The organism is Kribbella yunnanensis (assembly GCF_039529655.1).
GTDB lineage: Bacteria > Actinomycetota > Actinomycetes > Propionibacteriales > Kribbellaceae > Kribbella > Kribbella yunnanensis.
In genome coordinates this window covers 160,357-175,354 of record NZ_BAAANF010000008.1, presented here as the reverse complement: position 1 = coordinate 175,354, position 14,998 = coordinate 160,357, and the positions used below count along the sequence as shown (strand labels likewise).

At 67.0% G+C, this 14,998-nt stretch carries 17 protein-coding genes and 8 tRNA genes; 15 read left to right on the top strand and 10 right to left on the bottom strand.

Features of this window, described 5'->3' with window-relative positions; translation table 11 throughout:
* Positions 1–507 precede the first annotated feature (507 nt).
* The 3 genes from ABD231_RS12305 to ABD231_RS12295 all read left to right on the top strand — a co-directional run bounded on the left by ABD231_RS12305 (position 508) and on the right by ABD231_RS12295 (position 1,360).
* On the top strand, positions 508–747 hold the full coding sequence (locus ABD231_RS12305; RefSeq protein WP_344149629.1) for a hypothetical protein: 240 nt from the start codon (positions 508–510) through the stop codon (positions 745–747).
* Positions 748–752: 5 nt separating this feature from the next.
* Positions 753–995 carry a hypothetical protein gene (locus ABD231_RS12300; protein WP_344149627.1) on the top strand — a complete coding sequence of 81 codons (243 nt, stop codon included), beginning with the start codon at positions 753–755 and terminating at the stop codon, positions 993–995.
* Positions 996–1,129: 134 nt separating this feature from the next.
* Positions 1,130–1,360, top strand: coding sequence for a helix-turn-helix domain-containing protein (locus ABD231_RS12295; RefSeq protein WP_344149625.1), 231 nt, complete (start codon positions 1,130–1,132; stop codon positions 1,358–1,360).
* Here ABD231_RS12295 and ABD231_RS12290 read toward each other — a convergent pair.
* Positions 1,357–2,118: a GntR family transcriptional regulator gene (locus ABD231_RS12290; protein ID WP_344149623.1), complete on the bottom strand. Its 762-nt coding sequence runs from the start codon at positions 2,116–2,118 to the stop codon at positions 1,357–1,359. The genes ABD231_RS12295 and ABD231_RS12290 overlap by 4 nt on opposite strands.
* A 168-nt stretch (positions 2,119–2,286) precedes the next feature.
* Here ABD231_RS12290 and ABD231_RS12285 point away from each other — a divergent pair, with 168 nt between their 5' ends.
* A complete protein-coding gene (locus tag ABD231_RS12285; protein WP_344149621.1) occupies positions 2,287–2,478 on the top strand; it encodes a hypothetical protein in 192 nt (63 codons plus the stop codon).
* Positions 2,479–2,492: 14 nt separating this feature from the next.
* Here the strand turns inward: ABD231_RS12285 and ABD231_RS12280 are convergent, their stop codons facing one another.
* From ABD231_RS12280 to ABD231_RS12245, 8 genes are all read right to left on the bottom strand, one after another.
* Entirely contained in the window at positions 2,493–6,152 is a 3,660-nt protein-coding gene (locus ABD231_RS12280; RefSeq protein ID WP_344149619.1) for a phage tail tape measure protein, read from the bottom strand.
* A gap of 124 nt (positions 6,153–6,276) precedes the next feature.
* Positions 6,277–6,525 (bottom strand): hypothetical protein, encoded by a 249-nt coding sequence (locus tag ABD231_RS12275; RefSeq protein WP_344149617.1) that lies wholly within the window; start codon positions 6,523–6,525, stop codon positions 6,277–6,279.
* Entirely contained in the window at positions 6,509–6,895 is a 387-nt protein-coding gene (locus tag ABD231_RS12270) for a P27 family phage terminase small subunit (protein ID WP_344149615.1), read from the bottom strand. The genes ABD231_RS12275 and ABD231_RS12270 overlap by 17 nt, the downstream gene beginning before the upstream one ends.
* Before the next feature lie 464 nt (positions 6,896–7,359).
* Positions 7,360–7,890: a hypothetical protein gene (locus tag ABD231_RS12265; protein WP_344149613.1), complete on the bottom strand. Its 531-nt coding sequence runs from the start codon at positions 7,888–7,890 to the stop codon at positions 7,360–7,362.
* Positions 7,891–7,907: 17 nt separating this feature from the next.
* Positions 7,908–8,102, bottom strand: coding sequence for a hypothetical protein (locus tag ABD231_RS12260; RefSeq protein ID WP_344149611.1), 195 nt, complete (start codon positions 8,100–8,102; stop codon positions 7,908–7,910).
* Complete coding sequence (locus ABD231_RS12255; RefSeq protein WP_344149609.1) at positions 8,089–8,376, bottom strand: hypothetical protein; 288 nt, start codon at positions 8,374–8,376, stop codon at positions 8,089–8,091. Before ABD231_RS12255 ends, ABD231_RS12260 begins: the two co-directional genes overlap by 14 nt.
* Before the next feature lie 280 nt (positions 8,377–8,656).
* Positions 8,657–9,445 (bottom strand): hypothetical protein, encoded by a 789-nt coding sequence (locus ABD231_RS12250; protein ID WP_344149607.1) that lies wholly within the window; start codon positions 9,443–9,445, stop codon positions 8,657–8,659.
* On the bottom strand, positions 9,435–9,632 hold the full coding sequence (locus ABD231_RS12245) for a helix-turn-helix domain-containing protein (protein WP_344149605.1): 198 nt from the start codon (positions 9,630–9,632) through the stop codon (positions 9,435–9,437). The genes ABD231_RS12250 and ABD231_RS12245 overlap by 11 nt, the downstream gene beginning before the upstream one ends.
* 147 nt (positions 9,633–9,779) lie before the next feature.
* Between ABD231_RS12245 and ABD231_RS12240 the strand changes: the two genes are divergently transcribed.
* Together ABD231_RS12240 and ABD231_RS12235 are read left to right on the top strand one after the other, a co-directional pair.
* Complete coding sequence (locus tag ABD231_RS12240; protein ID WP_344149603.1) at positions 9,780–10,274, top strand: hypothetical protein; 495 nt, start codon at positions 9,780–9,782, stop codon at positions 10,272–10,274.
* Complete coding sequence (locus ABD231_RS12235) at positions 10,271–11,617, top strand: tyrosine-type recombinase/integrase (RefSeq protein ID WP_344149601.1); 1,347 nt, start codon at positions 10,271–10,273, stop codon at positions 11,615–11,617. Before ABD231_RS12240 ends, ABD231_RS12235 begins: the two co-directional genes overlap by 4 nt.
* Before the next feature lie 91 nt (positions 11,618–11,708).
* On the opposite strand, the gene ABD231_RS12230 is transcribed toward ABD231_RS12235, so the two are convergent.
* Positions 11,709–11,784 (bottom strand) — tRNA-Thr (locus ABD231_RS12230).
* A 519-nt stretch (positions 11,785–12,303) separates the two neighbouring features.
* On the opposite strand from ABD231_RS12230, the gene ABD231_RS12225 reads away from it, so the two are divergent.
* The 9 genes from ABD231_RS12225 to ABD231_RS12185 all read left to right on the top strand — a co-directional run bounded on the left by ABD231_RS12225 (position 12,304) and on the right by ABD231_RS12185 (position 14,817).
* Positions 12,304–12,379 (top strand) — tRNA-Pro (locus ABD231_RS12225).
* Between the two features lie 43 nt (positions 12,380–12,422).
* Positions 12,423–12,496 (top strand) — tRNA-Arg (locus ABD231_RS12220).
* A gap of 2 nt (positions 12,497–12,498) precedes the next feature.
* Positions 12,499–12,572, top strand: a tRNA-His gene (locus tag ABD231_RS12215).
* Positions 12,573–12,607: 35 nt separating this feature from the next.
* Positions 12,608–12,681 (top strand) — tRNA-Leu (locus ABD231_RS12210).
* Between the two features lie 65 nt (positions 12,682–12,746).
* Positions 12,747–13,193 carry an HNH endonuclease gene (locus tag ABD231_RS12205; RefSeq protein WP_344149599.1) on the top strand — a complete coding sequence of 149 codons (447 nt, stop codon included), beginning with the start codon at positions 12,747–12,749 and terminating at the stop codon, positions 13,191–13,193.
* 33 nt (positions 13,194–13,226) lie between these two features.
* Positions 13,227–13,299 (top strand) — tRNA-Gln (locus ABD231_RS12200).
* Between the two features lie 106 nt (positions 13,300–13,405).
* Positions 13,406–14,602 (top strand): RtcB family protein, encoded by a 1,197-nt coding sequence (locus tag ABD231_RS12195; RefSeq protein ID WP_425554172.1) that lies wholly within the window; start codon positions 13,406–13,408, stop codon positions 14,600–14,602.
* 38 nt (positions 14,603–14,640) lie between these two features.
* Positions 14,641–14,729, top strand: a tRNA-Ser gene (locus ABD231_RS12190).
* A gap of 4 nt (positions 14,730–14,733) precedes the next feature.
* Positions 14,734–14,817: transfer RNA gene (locus ABD231_RS12185), tRNA-Tyr, on the top strand.
* The last annotated feature ends 181 nt before the right edge of the window (positions 14,818–14,998 follow it).

Genomic DNA, 14,998 nt, shown 5'->3' with positions numbered 1-14,998 from the left:
CAACAGGTGTGGTGTCCTGGCCTCGCAGCTCCAGCAGACGGGACAGCCGCACGTTCTCGACCCGGAGCCGGTCTCGCTCGGCCCGGAGCTCAGACAGCTCACGGCGCAGGGCAACGCCGCCGTCATCGTCACCGAGACTATCCTGCCAGGGCGAAGACCGCCCTCGTCCCTCAACGCCGACGCGCGCCCCCGACGTCCGTGCGTATCTGCGGGCACCCGAGGCAAGAGGCAGGGCCCCTCTGATTCGGGCGTTTTGCCCGGCCAGAGGGGCCTTGGTGGAGCCGCCTGTCGGAATCGAACCGACGACCTTCTCATTACGAGTGCCCGGGCACGTGGTCCACCGTGGTCCGCAGTCATTCGAACCTCCTTATTTACAAGGGATTCGAACCTTAGCGAACTTCTAAGGATCTGAGCGAACTGCAACCGCAACTGCAACCACAAAGACGGCCCCGGCACGGCGACTCAACCGCCGGCCGAGGCCTAGAACCGGACACTGGAGGTCCGACCATGAACGAAGTATCTCCCAGCAGTACCCCCAGCCCCATGACGTTCGTCCGCGAGGCCGTCGACGACATCGGCGCCTACCTGGCCATGTGGCGCGTCCGTGACGCCGCCCAGGACAAGAGCGCGGCGCGTGCCGCGGCTGGTATGGCTCTGGAGCGGATCGACGCCGCTACGGGGCATCTGGCGGCGCAGCGGCGGGTCCTTGCGGCCGAGGTCGATCGCTTCGACGCGACGAGGGGCTGATCGTCATGACCGCGACGTTCGAGGAAGGCGACAGGCCCAACGTGCCGGCGGCTGTACTCGTCCAGTTCAAGCGGGATCTGGACGCCCGGAGGGCGGAGCTGTTCGCCCTGCTGAGCCAGGTCCCGGCTGAGCAGTGGCGAGAGGGCTTCCGGGAGCTCGTCACCGAGCTGGACGAGTACACCGAGGGCCGTGCCGCTGAGCTCGGGATCGACCTGGACGAGTACGAGCGGGCACAGAAGAGGGGGTAGTGCGGGCGCGCAACGCGGCCTGAATCCGAGAGCGGGGCGAGGCTGGCGCAAGTCCGGCGGCGAGCGGGCCGCTGGGCAAGTAGCCGGCCTCGTCCCTTGCCGTGCCTCGATCGAGAATCAGTCGTTTGCTTGTCGTGAGCCTTCCGAAGCTGTACACGACCGCTGAGATCGCGGTGGCATTCAGAGTCAGTCAGCGGTTCATCTACGACAAGGTGCGCGACGGTGTCATCCGGCCGCTGCGCTTGTCATCAGCCCGGAACGCCGGAATGCGGTTCACCGAGGACAACATCGAAGCGCTGGTCGAGGCGATGCGGCCACCTGCACCCGCGGCATACATCCGTCGCCGCCGGCGGCGACGGTACTAGTCGGCGGGGATCTCGTAGACCAGCTCGTAGCGGTCGCCCGTGAGGGTCATCTCGTTGACCTCGATGGGACGGCCGCTGCTGTCGTAGGCGACTCGTTGCACGACCAGCACCGGGACGCCGGCGCGCAACTGGAGTGCCGTCGTCTCGTCCCGGTTCGGCATCCGGGTCTTCACTAGTTCGGTGTACCGGCTCGGCTTGTAGCCGGCTTCCTCGAGACGCGAGTAGATGCCGCCAGGGCCCGTGTCCATCTCTTCGGCCTGCGTGCCCCTCGTCAGGTCGCGCGGCAGTCGTGAGGTGGCGAGCTGCATCGGCTGACCGTCGGCCAGCATCAGGCGTTCGCGCACGAGCAGTTCACTGCCAGCCGGTACGTCGAGCACCGCGGCGTGGTCAGGTGACGCCTCCTCGAACCGGATCGTCACCTGCACAGTCGGGTTGAACGAGTTCGCGGTCGCATCGCCGAGGAAGTATGCCTGGTTGGCGTCACGTGCCGCCTTGCTCAGTCTGGTGCGGCTGAGGCGTACGACGGATGCTGTGGCGCGAACGAACACGCCGCGGCCGTGCTCGGCGACCACGAGCCCTTCTGAGCGCAGCACGGCGATCGCTTCCCGGATCGTGATGCGTGAGACATCGTAGGCGCCGATCAGAGTCCGCTCTGACGGCAGCTTGGCGCCTGCTGGATAGGTGCCGTCGCTGATCTTGCCCCGCAGGTCGGCCGCCACCTGGCGGTACGCCGGAACACCGCTGACGCGGTCGATCATCGAACCCACTCCGCACCCTCGTCATGTCGTCCTGATCGGGACAGTCTGCCACTCGCCGAAGCAGAACCAACCCCTTGGGATTGACGGTTCGCCATGGGAATTGGCACACTCCTAACTGGTCATGACGACATGACCACTGATCGTGATCAACAGACGCAGGGGGCAGCCATGGCAGCAGCGAAGAACGAGCACGATTGGCCGATCCTTCGCGCGGCACAGGATCTGCAGTGCGACGGGGTGCACCCGCTAACACACAAGGCATGCGTCGTCGGCGATCACCGGGGCTACCACCGGGACGAGTCCGGCGCCCGCTGGCTCGACGGCGAGGAAGACGACTTCCCGTCAGAGCTTCACACCTGACCCCGTCCCAAGCGTCAGCGCCTCCCAACCTGGAACTCCCGGGCCTGCCGGTCATCGAGTTCCCCTGCACGAACGTCGATGAGACGGGTGAGCCTGCCCTCGTCGAGTCTGACGTCGACCCTGGAGACGGCTTGGGCGATGGTCTGCAGGTCGCGGGCATCGAGCCGGACGATCGTCGTACCGCCACTGGCTCCGTAGGACGACCTCATGAACCGGTTCGCGTCGATCTGGGTCGGCGCGACCCAACCCGCCTGCGAGCCCATGCGCAGGATCTCCGGGCGTCCGGTCTCGCCGACCAGGTAGTTGCTGTACGGGGCGACGTACCCGCCGGCGGCGCGGGCGCCGGAGACCTTGACGCCGTACTGGGCGTTCGCGGCGCCGGCACCAATGAGGTTGGCCTGGTTCTGCAGGTTCTTCTGGGCCGCGTTCAGCGCAGCAATATAGCTGAGGCCTTGATCGAGGATCGCCTGGGCGAGGACACTGCCTTGCCCGGCGCCCTTGCCGACGATCTGCCCGATGAGGTCCTCGGAGAGCTTCCGGGCGCGGAGCTGGTCGATGAGCTTGCGGAACGACTCGAGCCCGGCGCCCTGCTGCTGCAGCCCGGCGAGCAGGTTCTCTCCGGATCCCCTGAACAGCGTGCCGATGTCTACCGCGCCGGTGAGGCCGGAGGCGACCTGCTGGGCGAGTTGGACCGCGGCCTCCTGAACCGCGATCAGTCTCTCGATCGAGTCCCGGTGCGCCGCGGCTGCCTTCGCTGCGGCGTCGGCCTTCGTCCGGTACACCGCGTCAGCGGCGGCGGAGGCCTTCGTCGCCGCGGTGACCCGGCCTCGCGCGGCGTACAGCTGGTCCTGGAGACCGATGGTCTCCTTCTGCTCGCGGCGGATCTCCGCCTCCGACGCGCCCTGAGCTCGCAGCTGAGCGACGTACCGCTGCTGCAGTGTGATAGCCCGCTGCAGCTGTGCGACGCGTGCCTTCGCTGCGGACTCGGCTGCCTCGGCCCGTACGGCGTTCGCGCGCGCAGGAGCCGCGGCTGCGTTCGCCCGGTTGAGGGCTGCGAGGGTGCCGGAGAAGTTGATGCCGGCCAGCGGGTTGAACGGCGTGTTCAGCTGCCGCAGCAGGTACGCCGGATCGACCAGCTTCCCACCGCCTACCAAGCCGCCGGTCGCGAACCCATCCAGACCCGAGTTGATCGCCTCGAGGAGACCGCGGTGCTTCTTGTTCTGGCGGGAGTTGACCACGAACTCGCCGGAGGCCGCCTTGATGATCATGTTGTCGCTCGCCGAGGGCGACCCCGGCAGGATCCCGCCAGCGGCCCGGCCCGGTGCGAGAACGCCGATCGGCTTGACCGTGTGGGTCTCGATCAGGTTCTTGTACATGTTGGTCGTGACGTTGACCGTCTTCGACTTTGGCAGGTTGTTCAGGCTGGTGTTGAGCCCGTCGACGTCGGTCTTCGACCCCTTCGCGCCCGGGGTCGACACGGTGGTCTTGGCGGTCGGCGGCAGGTCGATCAGCGACTTGGCGAGCGCGTCGGCTTCCTTCTTGCTGAGACCCATCTGCATCGCGATCTTGACGAAGCTGGCCCGTGCACCAAGCGCGGCCTGGCCTGCCTTCCGGTTGCTCTCGCCGGCCTTCAGCATCGCGTCGGTCTGCCGGTTCGCCGAGCCGGCGAGCTCGTTCAGCGCGGTCCGGTTCGCGCGGCCCTTCTCGGTGCCGATGTCGAGGGTCCGGCCGTTCTCCTTGAGGCTCGCTGTCGCGTCGTCGATGGCGGCCTGCACCGCGATGTGTGACCCTGACAGTTCGAGTGCGGCGTTGGATGCCTTGTGCATCGCCGCGATGTCATCCTGCAGGGACTGGACTTTCTCCTGGATTGCCTCGTTGGCCTTCCGCGTCGCCTCGGTCGCGAGCTCCTCCGCCGACTTGTGCTGCGCGCTGGCTTCGGACGCCAGACGCGTCGTGGACTGTGCGTCGGTCAGCGACGAGTTCATCCCCGTCAACTCGTCCTTGAGCTTCTTGGCGGCGTTCGCGCTGTCGGTGTAGGTCGTGATGATGCCGGACTTGCCGGTGTTCGTCTGCGTTTTGCCGGCTTCGATCACGGCGTCGAGCTGTGCGACGACTTTCTTCAGCGCGGCCTCGTTGCCGAGCGCGGCATCGGTCACCGTCGTCAACGCCAGCCCGATGCCCTTGGCGGACGCCAGCATGCCGGACTGGGCGAGCTGGTTGCTGACGTAGGCGCGGGTGTTGCCGGTGATCGCACCGGTCTGCTCGTCGAGCGTCCCGCGGAGGTCCTCGACCCGCTGCTTCGCCTCGGCGTTCTTCTTCGCGAACGCCCCGTATATCGCAGTCGCGGCGAGCAGCGCGATCCCGACACCGCCAGCCGCCAGGGACAGGCCCCGGCCGGTCTTGCTCAGCCCGGACCATGCTTCCCGCAGATCAGCAACAGCCTGCGTGGTCTTGATGATCCCGGCCGCGCCGAGACCGCCGACAGCGGCCAACCCGGCGATCGCGGTCGCCCCCTGCTGGACCCAGCTGGGCAGCTCAGAGAACCCGGTGACGGCGTTGTCGAGGGTTTGCGTGATCGCCCGAAGGGTGTCGTTGGCGCCGGACCCGCCCTTGATCAGCGCGGTGTCCAGAGCGCCACCGAGGCGTTCGATGTCGCCCTTCAGGTTGTCCGTCTTCAGCGCGGCGGTTTCAGCGGCGTACCCCTGGTCGTTGACCTTCGTGGTCCACTCGGCAATGCCCTTGGCACCGTTCTGGTACAGGACATTCGCAGCCCGGATCGCGTCCGACCCGAAGATCGTCGCCAGTGCCGCGTCGCGCTGGGCCGGGGTGAGCTTGGACAGCTTCGCCTGCAGCTGCTCGGCCAGCGGCGCGATCCCAACAAAGTTTCCCTTCGTGTCGTACGCCGCGATGCCGAGCTTCTTCATCTCGGCCGCCGCGTCCGCAGCCGGATTCGCGAGCCGCAGCAGCATCGTCTTGAACGACGTACCAGCGTCAGACCCGAGCAGACCGGCCGATGCGAACGCGGCGAGGGTGCCGGTGGTTTCCTCGATCGACAGCCCGAACTGGGACGCAACCAGACCGCCCTGCTTGAGCGCCTGCGCGACGTCGGACACTTCCCCCTGTGCCTTGCCGGCCGCGGCCGCAAGCAGGTCAGCGATGTGCGGTACGTCCTTGCCGGACAGCTTGAATTGGGTCATCGCGGTGGCCGCGATCTCGGCCGCGTCACCGACCGCGAGCTCCCCGGCCGACGCGAGGTCGAGGGCACCCTTCAGACCGCCACCAAGGATGTCCTTGGTGGCGACGCCGGCTTTCGCGAGGTTCTCGATCGCGCCCGCGGCCTCGGTCGCGGAGAACGCCGTCTTCGCACCCGCATCCAGCGCCGCGTCACGCAGCGCGGCCATGTTGCCGGCGGTCTCGTGCGTCGCGGCACGCACTTTCGACATGGCCTGGTCAAAGTCAGCGAAATGCTTGACCGCGACAACAAACGCCGCACCTGCAGCGAGACCGACGGATGCGAAGCCATTGGCGACGTCGTCGAGCTGCACCTTGTTCTTCTTCGTTTCGTCCAAGACCTGGCCGGTGAACCTCTTCACCGCGGCACCGGACTCGCGCAGACCGGCGATGAACGCGTTGTTCCGGAGGAGAAGGTTCACTGAGACGGTGCGGTTGGTCATGCCAGGATCTCCCTGTTAGTTCCGAGGAACCGAGGGCTTTCCCTGATCGGGAACCGCAGTTGTCGGGCTGCGTCACTGGCTTCCGACTCGGCGTGCGTGTTTGGGTTGTTGGGTGTTCGGGGGGTCAGTAGTCCTTGAACATCGAGCGCGGATCTGCCACTTCGATGCCGTATAACTCCCGCGAGGCCGTCAGCAGCTCGTGGTACTCGCGAAACGAGATGCCGCCGAGCCCATGCTCATCGAGCCAGGCGTTTCTCTCGGCCCGCAGTTCGTGGACCTCTTCCGGTGCTAGGAGGGCGGTGTCGATGAGCCGGCGGGGGATGGCGGCCGTCCCCGCCGCGGTACGCCGCACGACCTCACGACGCCTGGCCATTGCTCACCGCCTTGCCCCATCGGGTGTCGTTTGCTCGGCGGCTCCGAGCCTGGAGTGCCGTCAGCACGGTGTTGTCGTCTTGATCTGGCAGTGCGAGCTGGGCGATGAGCCTTGCCGCGGCGACGCGATGCCCTCGCGCCTCGGCCACGGCCGGATGTACCCGGATCTGCCCCGTGGATCCACGCACGACTACACCGTCCCGGTCGATCGCGGCCTCGAGAAGCTCGATCTCGTCGAGGAGACGGCAGACTGCCCGCAGCAACTGGACTTCCGAGTCCGTGAGCTCGAACGTGCTGACGGTCCTCGACCAGAAGGCCTTACCTGGGGCCTGCAGATCGGCCGGCGGCCGCGGCTTCCGGGGCCGGGTCATCGGGGCCCCAAAAACGAGCGTGTGGGATCAGACAGACCGATTTCCGCCTCTCCGGCGGTTTCCGTAGGGGGCCGGTCGGGGGGTACCTCCCCTGGCTGGTGGTCGCCGCTCAGTTCCGCCAGGGGTTCTCCGTACTCGTCGACGTCGACCCCGACGATGTGAATCGACTGGCCGAACGTGGTGGTCTTCACGATCCGCGCGCCAGCTGGCAGCGGACGCAGTCTCGGTGCCACGTACGGATCAAGCCACACTCCTCCGTCGTACGGCATATCGTCTCTCTCCTTTCGGCCTCGTACGGATGGTTCGGGGTTGCCAGGTGCAGCGAGTGGCCGAAGGTGCCCGCTGCACCTGGCAACGCCCTTGCCCTGTGGGGAGAGGACCCACAGGGGTGCGCACTCCTTCGGCCTGCGACCCTGTGCTCCGCGGCGATTCGGAGCCAGGCCTCGGAGACGCTGGTTCGGGGGTCAGTCGTCGTTGTCGAAGAGAGCGTTCTGCATGTCGTAGGTGCTGCGCTCACGCTCGGCGAGTTCAAGCGCCAGTACGACGTTGGTCACGAAGGTCTGGAACGGCTCGATTGCGCCGGGTCGGGAGGGGTCGTGGATCTCAGGGCCCCATGCTCCGGGCGGTGGTTCGTTGCCGGTTACCTCGGTGTACTTGCCGCCGAGGATCCGCCACTTGCCCTGGTTCTCGGCGCGCAGGCGGCGGTACTCGACCCATGCAGCAAGGGCGTCACCGCCGTCGCGTACGGCGGCCTCCGCGCTCTGCCGCGCCACACGGACCTCTTCTGTCAGCCCGTGCAGGAGCGTGGTGAACTCGCGCCCGTTGGTGATGCCGGCAATCTGCGCGGCGCGGGCGGCTGCTCTCGCGGCCCGCTCGGCGCGCTCGAGCTCGACCGACGCATCGGCAGCTCGGATCTCTGCCTCACTGCGCTGGGTCGACGCGGTCTTCTGCAGCTTCAGTGCCGTGCTGGCGAGGTCGGTGACAGCTGTGGACATGCGGGTATCCCTTCGGGTCAGGAAGCGGGAGTCTGCGGGGCAGCTGCAGCCGGGGGCCGGTAGTGGCCGTTGGCATCAACGTGCTGCTGCCGCTCGAGCATCTGTGCGGACTTCGCGTGGATGCTTTCGGCGACGGCATGGCGCCGTACTGCGAAGTCGGCCTGGTCTTGGACGTGGAGCAGGGGGGCACCGGTCAGGTCATTCGGCGGCATCGGGGTCTCCTTCTTGGGTGGCGGTTTCGAGTTCGGCGGTTGCGGCGCGCAGGTACATGGATTCGGTGGCCGCGGCCCACAGGTGGCCGGTCTCGTCGCCGGCCTCGAGCCGCCGGGCGGCTTCGTAGGCGGCCTGATCGTGAGCGGGCGTCGGATCGGTTCCGTAGTCGGCCCGCAGCGCGAGCCAGTCATGTAGCTCGAGGAGCGCAGCGTCGCGCTGTGCTGCAGGCAGTAGGAGGGCGCGGGCGGCATCGAGTACGAGGCTGTCGGTCATCGGCGCGTCTCCTGTCGACCGGGCCGCCGGCGGCGAGCGGGCGGGGTGTGGGGGCAGTTCGAGCAGCACCGGCCGCGGAGCTTTGCACGGTCGAACTCACAGCGCTTCTTGCTCGCGCCGCAGGTCGTACATGCAGCCAGCCACGGCTTGCAGGTCGGGCACGGCACGGGGTCTGTGGCGTCGACACCATCGAGCCAGCCATTGACACAGCGGGGGTCGTGGTCGACGGCAACCTCCTCAAGCTGCTCAGCCTGAGGTTCGCCGTACCGGTCGAGTGCCATCACGCCACCGTCTCGGGATGCTCGGAGCAGCGACTGGCCGGACCGCGCTCGAGCTGCGTCTTGACGCAGCCAGCACAGAGGCCACCGGCCTTACAGCGGAGGCATTCTCCGTCGGCGCTCAGGTTCGCCCTATTGAGCCGGCCGTTCCAGTGATTGCAGAGTCCGGTCGTGCTCAGCACCCCGCCCGACCCCGGCTCCTTCGGGCCGGGTCGGGCGGGACGGGTCGGGGTAGGTGTGACACCACCGTTCGTCCGTGCGTCCGTCACGCTGTCCGTCCCTGGTGGTGTCCCGGCATGTGTCCCACTGGGACGGACAGGAGGACGGACAGCGGACCGCTTGTTCTCACGCCACTCCTGCTTGCGCTTCCGGGCGCGCTCGCGGTCCGACTCGACCTCCGCCTTCGAGGGCTGGTAGTCGTGCCAGTCGTGGAACTTGTAGCCCCCGGGGGATTCCTCCCAGAGGCCCACCGTGACCAACTGCTCGGCGTCGCCGAGGTTGCCGCCGAGCGCCTGAACCATGTCCGCAGGAACGAGCCCATCGGTCAGTTGCTGTGCGCTCCACGATCCAGCGCGCACCCACAGACCGATCGCCGAGTTCCCAGCACGGATCACCTTCAGGTGGAAGGCGAACGCGTCGTCGACCTTGAACCACGTCACGCTGCACCGGGTCCGCCGGCATCGGCGTAGCGCGACGAACTTGGTGGTTCGGCCGAGCCATGCGCGACGTACGACGTCGGTCCACTCATCGACGGCGGCGCCGCGCAACTCAGCCGGCAGGTCATGCGGCATCCGGACCGGCCGGCTGACTGCGGAGGCGCGCGACGTACTCCTCGAGTGCGACTCGGGGGATCCGGCGGCTGCGGCCGATCTTCACACTCTCGACGGCGCCCTCCTTGATCAGGGCGAACATCGCGGTACGTCCGATCCCGAGTTCTTGGGCTGCCTGCTCGGGGACTAGCAGCAACGGTGTCTGCACCAGATCCTCCAATGAATCCAGCGGGCCTCACTGGCCCAGCGAGACAAGAGAACAACGATCACAACTAGATGTCAAACCCCGCTGGATTCATTGGCGTGTCCTGCGGACCTTGACGAACGATTGCGTACGCGCGTACGGTCACGTTTCATGACGAAGAACCCGGACGATCTCGACCCCGCCGCGGTCGAGGAAATGCTCGACCAGCAGTTCGGGGGACGCTGGGCAGTGTCGGCCGACGTCCCAGGCCTGACGGCGTACGTACAGCTCGGCAGGAACGACTCAGGTCGTCTTGTACTGACCGGCCTGCTGTTGATGGGGGACGCGATCGCGGCCGATCAGCTGCGGAAGGTCCCGATCGCCGCGATCGAGAATGCCTGGAACCTGTCCAAGCCCGGCGACAACTGGCGCGAGGAGATCGACGCACTGCCCCGGCTCGAGCGGTCCACAGGTATGGCAGCCGAGGACTTCTCGCAGCTGGTGGCACAGCACTACAACGCCTGGGCACGACACGTACCGCATCCGGCGGCAGCGATCGCGGCCGAATGGGGGCTGAAAGTACCCACTGTGCACACATGGATCCGTGAAGCTCGCCTGCGCGGCCTGCTGCCAGCGGCGCAGCGAGGGAAGGGAGGCGCTCGATGAGTACCAGGAAACCGAATCTACGAAGCTCGATCTACCAGAGTGATACGGACGGGCGCTGGCACGGCTGGGTGACGATGGGTGTCAAGTCTGACGGCTCCCCGGATAGGCGCCACCGGGTCGGGTCGAGCGAGCCCGAGGTCACGCGGAAGGTGCGCAAGCTCGAGCAGGAGCGCGACGCAGGCAAGACGAGCAAGCCCGGGCGGAAGCCGACCGTCGCCGAGTGGATGACGACGTACCTGGAGACGATCTGCGCACGACTCGTTGCCACGGGCAAGATGTCGCCCGGAACGCTGAACGACTACCACTCGCTGAACCGTGTGTGGATCATCCCGCAGCTGGGCAAGCATCGGCTCGACCGTCTACTGCCGGAGCACCTGGACGAGCTGTACGCCGCGATGGCGGCGGCCGGCCGCGCGGAGTCGTCCGTGCTGAAGGTGCACGCCGTCGTACGCCGCGCACTCGAGGTTGCGCACAGACGCGACAAGGTCGGGCGGAACATCGCCAAGCTGATCGACGCGCCAGCCGGGGGCGATTCCGAGATCAAACCGCTGACCCAGGCCGAGGCACGGCAACTGCTCGCCACTGCAGCGAACCGTCGTACTGGCACTCGGTGGGCTCTGGGGCTCGCGCTCGGCCTACGGCAGGGCGAGGGGATCGGGCTGCGATGGGAGTACGTCGACCTGGAGGCGGGAGCGGTTCGCGTGTGGTGGCAGCTGCAGCGCAGCAAGTGGCAGCACGGCTGCGCGGATCCCGTTGCATGCTCCGAGCCCAGGCACCGGCAGCCATGTCCGGCTGACTGCCCGAAGGCCCAGCGAACGTCAGGACGCCGTCATCGCTGCGTTGCCAAGGACGCGGCTGGGCTGTGCAAGCCAGGGTGCAAGGGCCACGCCAGCACGTGCCCGGAACGGCGCGGCGGTGGCTTGGTCTTCCGGCCGCCGAAGGGCAAGAGCAAGCGCACGGTGCCGCTGCCACCTGAACTCGTGCCGATGCTGCGGTCGCACCGTGTCGCCCAGAACGCCGAGCGGCTGGCGGCTGGCGCCGTATGGGAGGACTACGACCTGGTGTTCTGCCGGCCAGACGGGCGGCCGATCGATCCGCGGCGCGACTGGGACGATTGGAAGCAGCTGCTCGCGGCGGCTGGCGTCCGCGACGCTCGGGTGCACGACGGTCGGCATACCGCCGGTACGGTGCTGCTCGAGATGGGCGTACACATCCGGACCGTGCAGGAGATCCTCGGACACAGCGACATCCGGGTGACCCAGCGATACACCCACGTCGCCTCGCCAATGGCGCAGGATGCAGCGCAGCAGATGGGCCGGGCACTGTGGGGTGGCACGCGATGAACGCTGGCGAACTGCAACCGCAACTGCAACCAGTCGCAGCGACGGACCGGAGTGAAATGACAGAACCCCGCAGGTCACTGCGGGGTTCTGGTGGAGCCGCCTGTCGGAATCGAACCGACGACCTTCTCATTACGAGTGAGACGCTCTGCCGACTGAGCTAAGGCGGCGGGTGGTACCGAGGGAAGAGTGTAGCGGGAGGTGGGGGGTGAGTTCGAATCGGATGGCGGGGGTGGGGGTGTGTGGTGCGGCACGTAGGAGTGAAAGGGCGGGGAAATGGGTGGGAAGAAATTGTGCGGGAAATGCGTTGACTTCGCATAGCGGGGTGGGTGAGACTATTCCCCGCAAGGACTACTGACTAGGAGACGATCGTGACCGGGAAGCAGAACACGAGGAAAGCGTGGCGGCGTAGCCCCATGGCTTTGCCGTCGTGCCTGCGAACCGTGCGTATCGATGCCTTCTATCACGAACTGGGCCTCGAGCTGAGCCTGCGTTCGGGCGGTCCGCCTGGGTGATCCCGCGAGGGAGACACCTCAGGAGCCGTCTGGGCCGGGCAACCGGTGGCAGGCGGCTCTTTTGTTTTGTCCACAGACGGACCTTCTTCGGTGTGCCATTTGATTCGCTGCGCCGATGCATTCTTCGGGTATTCACGGATGCCCATTCGCAGAATTGACAATTACATCTGTTTGCCAGCTGTGGGCCAGTGGCCAGGCCACCTCATTTGGGTTGAGGGAGACGGGGGTTCGAGTCCCTCCAGCTGGACCAGGCGCCCGCAGGATGCTTGCTACCGGCCGAGCGGGCGCCACGAACGCTCGTGGCTCAAGTGGAGAGAGCGCCTGTCTACGAAGCAGGAGGTTGCAGGTTCGAGTCCTGCCGAGCGTGCTGTGTCCGAGGCCGAAGCGGTCGAGGCGCCGGGATGTGACCCCGGAGGAAGCGGGTTCGAGTCCCGCCGGACACCCGCTGTACGTCGTACTGGCACGCAGCGTAGTACTTGCGGCTCTGGCCCAATTGGCAGAGGCACCTGGTTTAGGTCCAGGAGGTTCAGGGTTCGACTCCCTGGGGCCGCACCGACACCAACAACAGCCGACCTCGCGTGGCGTGGTCGGGCACACTGGAGGGGAGGAGGGAGCACATGAGCGGTGTGATCGTTCTCAACGCGTCGTACGAGCAGCTGCATGTCGTGTCTATTCAACACGCCATCCGGATGCTGGTGCGCGAGGTTGCCGTTGTCGAGGAAGCGCATGACGGCGCCAGCATCGGACCGTTCCCTCTGCCCCGTGTACTGCGTTTGGTTCGCTACGTCGTCACGAAGTGGCGCTACGCGTCTGGCCGGTTGCAGTACACGCGGGCCGGCGTACTGAAGCGTGACAAGCACACATGTGCGTACTGCGGTCTGAAGGGTGCGACCACGATGGACCACGTCGTACCGCGGTCTCGTGGTGGACGTGGTGAGTGGCTGAACGCTGTGGCTGCGCATGCGGCTTGTAACGAGAAGAAGGGCTCACGCACGCCCGAGGAAGCCGGTATGCCGCTGTTGTGGCAGCCGTGGATTCCTTCGCGTGCGGAGATATCGCTCTGACGTGACACCACCCGGTGTCGCGTTGGAGCGCGATGCCAGGTGGGCGACGGTGTCCCACCCTCGGTTCTGACCCGAGGTCCCGCAGGTTCGAGCCCTGCCCTGGCAGCGTTCCGGTGCGTCCGGCACCGGCATTGACACGAACAGGGTGAGGAGATGATCCGCGGCTACACGCGTGCCTGGGACTGGTAAGCCGACAAACGAGGGATGAGGGGATGAACGTGGAGTTTCCGGTTGAGCTGAGCGGAGCGAAGAGCTCTACGCTCATGTGGGCTCATGAGTACGAGGTGGGCGCGCAGGCGCTGCAGCAGCTGCGGAACATTGCTGCGCTGCCGTGGGTGCACGGGGTCCGGGTGATGCCGGATGTGCACCTCGGTAAGGGCGCGACGGTGGGGTCTGTGATCGCGATGTACCAGGCCGTGTCGCCGGCTGCAGTCGGGGTCGACATCGGGTGCGGGATGGAGGGTGTGCTGACGTCGCTGACGGCGGCGGACCTGCCGGATGACCTGTCCGGGATCCGGTCCCGGATCGAGGCCGCCGTACCGGTTGGTTTCCGGGCTCATGACGAGCCGGTCAGCATCCGGCGGCTCGGGCTGGACCCGCGGGTCTCGGACCGGCTGTGGGGGTCGTTCAACGAGCTGCACAAGGGCGTGCAGCAGCGTGAGAGCAAGGCGCGCAAGCAGATGGGGTCGCTCGGTGGGGGTAACCATTTCATCGAGGTCTGTCTCGACGACGAGGACCGCGTGTGGCTGATGCTGCACTCCGGGAGCCGCAACATCGGCAAGGAACTGGCGGAGCGGCACATGTCGATCGCCCGGGACCTGCCGCACAACGCGGATCTCCCGGATCGCGATCTGGCCGTCTTCCTGTCCGGTACGCCGCAGATGACGGCGTACCGGCGGGATCTGACGTGGGCGCAGACGTACGCGTCGCAGAACCGGGCGACGATGCTGGCGCTCGTGATGCGGGCGGTGCGGGAGTCCTTCGCCCAGGAGGTCCGGTTCGACGAGCCGATCTCGTGCCACCACAACTACGTGGCCGAGGAGACCATCGACGGCCTCGACCTGCTCGTCACCCGCAAGGGTGCGATCCGGGCCGGTGCCGGTGACCTCGGCCTGATCCCGGGCTCGATGGGAACAGGCTCGTACGTCGTTCGCGGTCTCGGCTCGGAGCGTTCGTTCTACTCGGCCTCACACGGGGCGGGCCGGCGGATGAGCCGCAACGAGGCGAAGCGCCGGTTCACGGTCGACGACCTGATCGCCCAGACGGCCGGGGTCGAGTCCCGCAAGGACGCCGGGGTGCTCGACGAACTCCCGGCGGCCTACAAGGACATCGAGTCCGTCATCGCCGCCCAGTCCGACCTGGTCGAGGTAGTTGCCCACCTCAAGCAGGTCATCTGCGTCAAGGGCTGACGGGGACTGCCGTGTTCAGGGGACACGGCAGCTCCCGAGGTGAGGTCCGCCTGTTGGCAGGGGCAACGGTTTGCTAAACCGTCGATCGACTACGGCCGATCCGTGAGTTCGAATCTCACTCTCACCGCCCAGCAGGAGCGCCACCGTTGGAGGGGTGGGCCGGGTTGTAACCCCGGTGCCTTCGGGCCTAGCAGGTTCGAATCCTGCCTCCTGCACTACTCGGGCAAAGGTGCTCGGGGCAACTAAATGAGGGGAGGACCGGCTATGGCTGGACTCAGGAACAGGAAGCGCGTGCCTGGTGGGCGGACCGGTTCTCCGGTCAGTCAAGGGCATGCGTTGCGGCGGGTCTTGCTGGCGTGTGGGCACGTGCAGCGGGATCGGCTGGCGCACCGTGGT

What these genes read in the sequence shown, in the direction of transcription:
- ABD231_RS12280 (WP_344149619.1), bottom strand. Translation starts at nt 6,152, where the DNA reads ATGACCAACCGCACCGTCTCAGTGAACCTTCTCCTCCGGAACAACGCG.
- ABD231_RS12290 (WP_344149623.1), bottom strand. Translation starts at nt 2,118, where the DNA reads ATGATCGACCGCGTCAGCGGTGTTCCGGCGTACCGCCAGGTGGCGGCC.
- ABD231_RS12260 (WP_344149611.1), bottom strand. Translation starts at nt 8,102, where the DNA reads ATGCCGCCGAATGACCTGACCGGTGCCCCCCTGCTCCACGTCCAAGAC.
- ABD231_RS12275 (WP_344149617.1), bottom strand. Translation starts at nt 6,525, where the DNA reads ATGGCCAGGCGTCGTGAGGTCGTGCGGCGTACCGCGGCGGGGACGGCC.
- ABD231_RS12305 (WP_344149629.1), top strand. Translation starts at nt 508, where the DNA reads ATGAACGAAGTATCTCCCAGCAGTACCCCCAGCCCCATGACGTTCGTC.
- ABD231_RS12250 (WP_344149607.1), bottom strand. Translation starts at nt 9,445, where the DNA reads ATGCCGCATGACCTGCCGGCTGAGTTGCGCGGCGCCGCCGTCGATGAG.
- ABD231_RS12300 (WP_344149627.1), top strand. Translation starts at nt 753, where the DNA reads ATGACCGCGACGTTCGAGGAAGGCGACAGGCCCAACGTGCCGGCGGCT.
- ABD231_RS12235 (WP_344149601.1), top strand. Translation starts at nt 10,271, where the DNA reads ATGAGTACCAGGAAACCGAATCTACGAAGCTCGATCTACCAGAGTGAT.
- ABD231_RS12240 (WP_344149603.1), top strand. Translation starts at nt 9,780, where the DNA reads ATGACGAAGAACCCGGACGATCTCGACCCCGCCGCGGTCGAGGAAATG.
- ABD231_RS12270 (WP_344149615.1), bottom strand. Translation starts at nt 6,895, where the DNA reads ATGACCCGGCCCCGGAAGCCGCGGCCGCCGGCCGATCTGCAGGCCCCA.
- ABD231_RS12205 (WP_344149599.1), top strand. Translation starts at nt 12,747, where the DNA reads ATGAGCGGTGTGATCGTTCTCAACGCGTCGTACGAGCAGCTGCATGTC.
- ABD231_RS12195 (WP_425554172.1), top strand. Translation starts at nt 13,406, where the DNA reads ATGAACGTGGAGTTTCCGGTTGAGCTGAGCGGAGCGAAGAGCTCTACG.
- ABD231_RS12255 (WP_344149609.1), bottom strand. Translation starts at nt 8,376, where the DNA reads ATGACCGACAGCCTCGTACTCGATGCCGCCCGCGCCCTCCTACTGCCT.
- ABD231_RS12265 (WP_344149613.1), bottom strand. Translation starts at nt 7,890, where the DNA reads ATGTCCACAGCTGTCACCGACCTCGCCAGCACGGCACTGAAGCTGCAG.
- ABD231_RS12285 (WP_344149621.1), top strand. Translation starts at nt 2,287, where the DNA reads ATGGCAGCAGCGAAGAACGAGCACGATTGGCCGATCCTTCGCGCGGCA.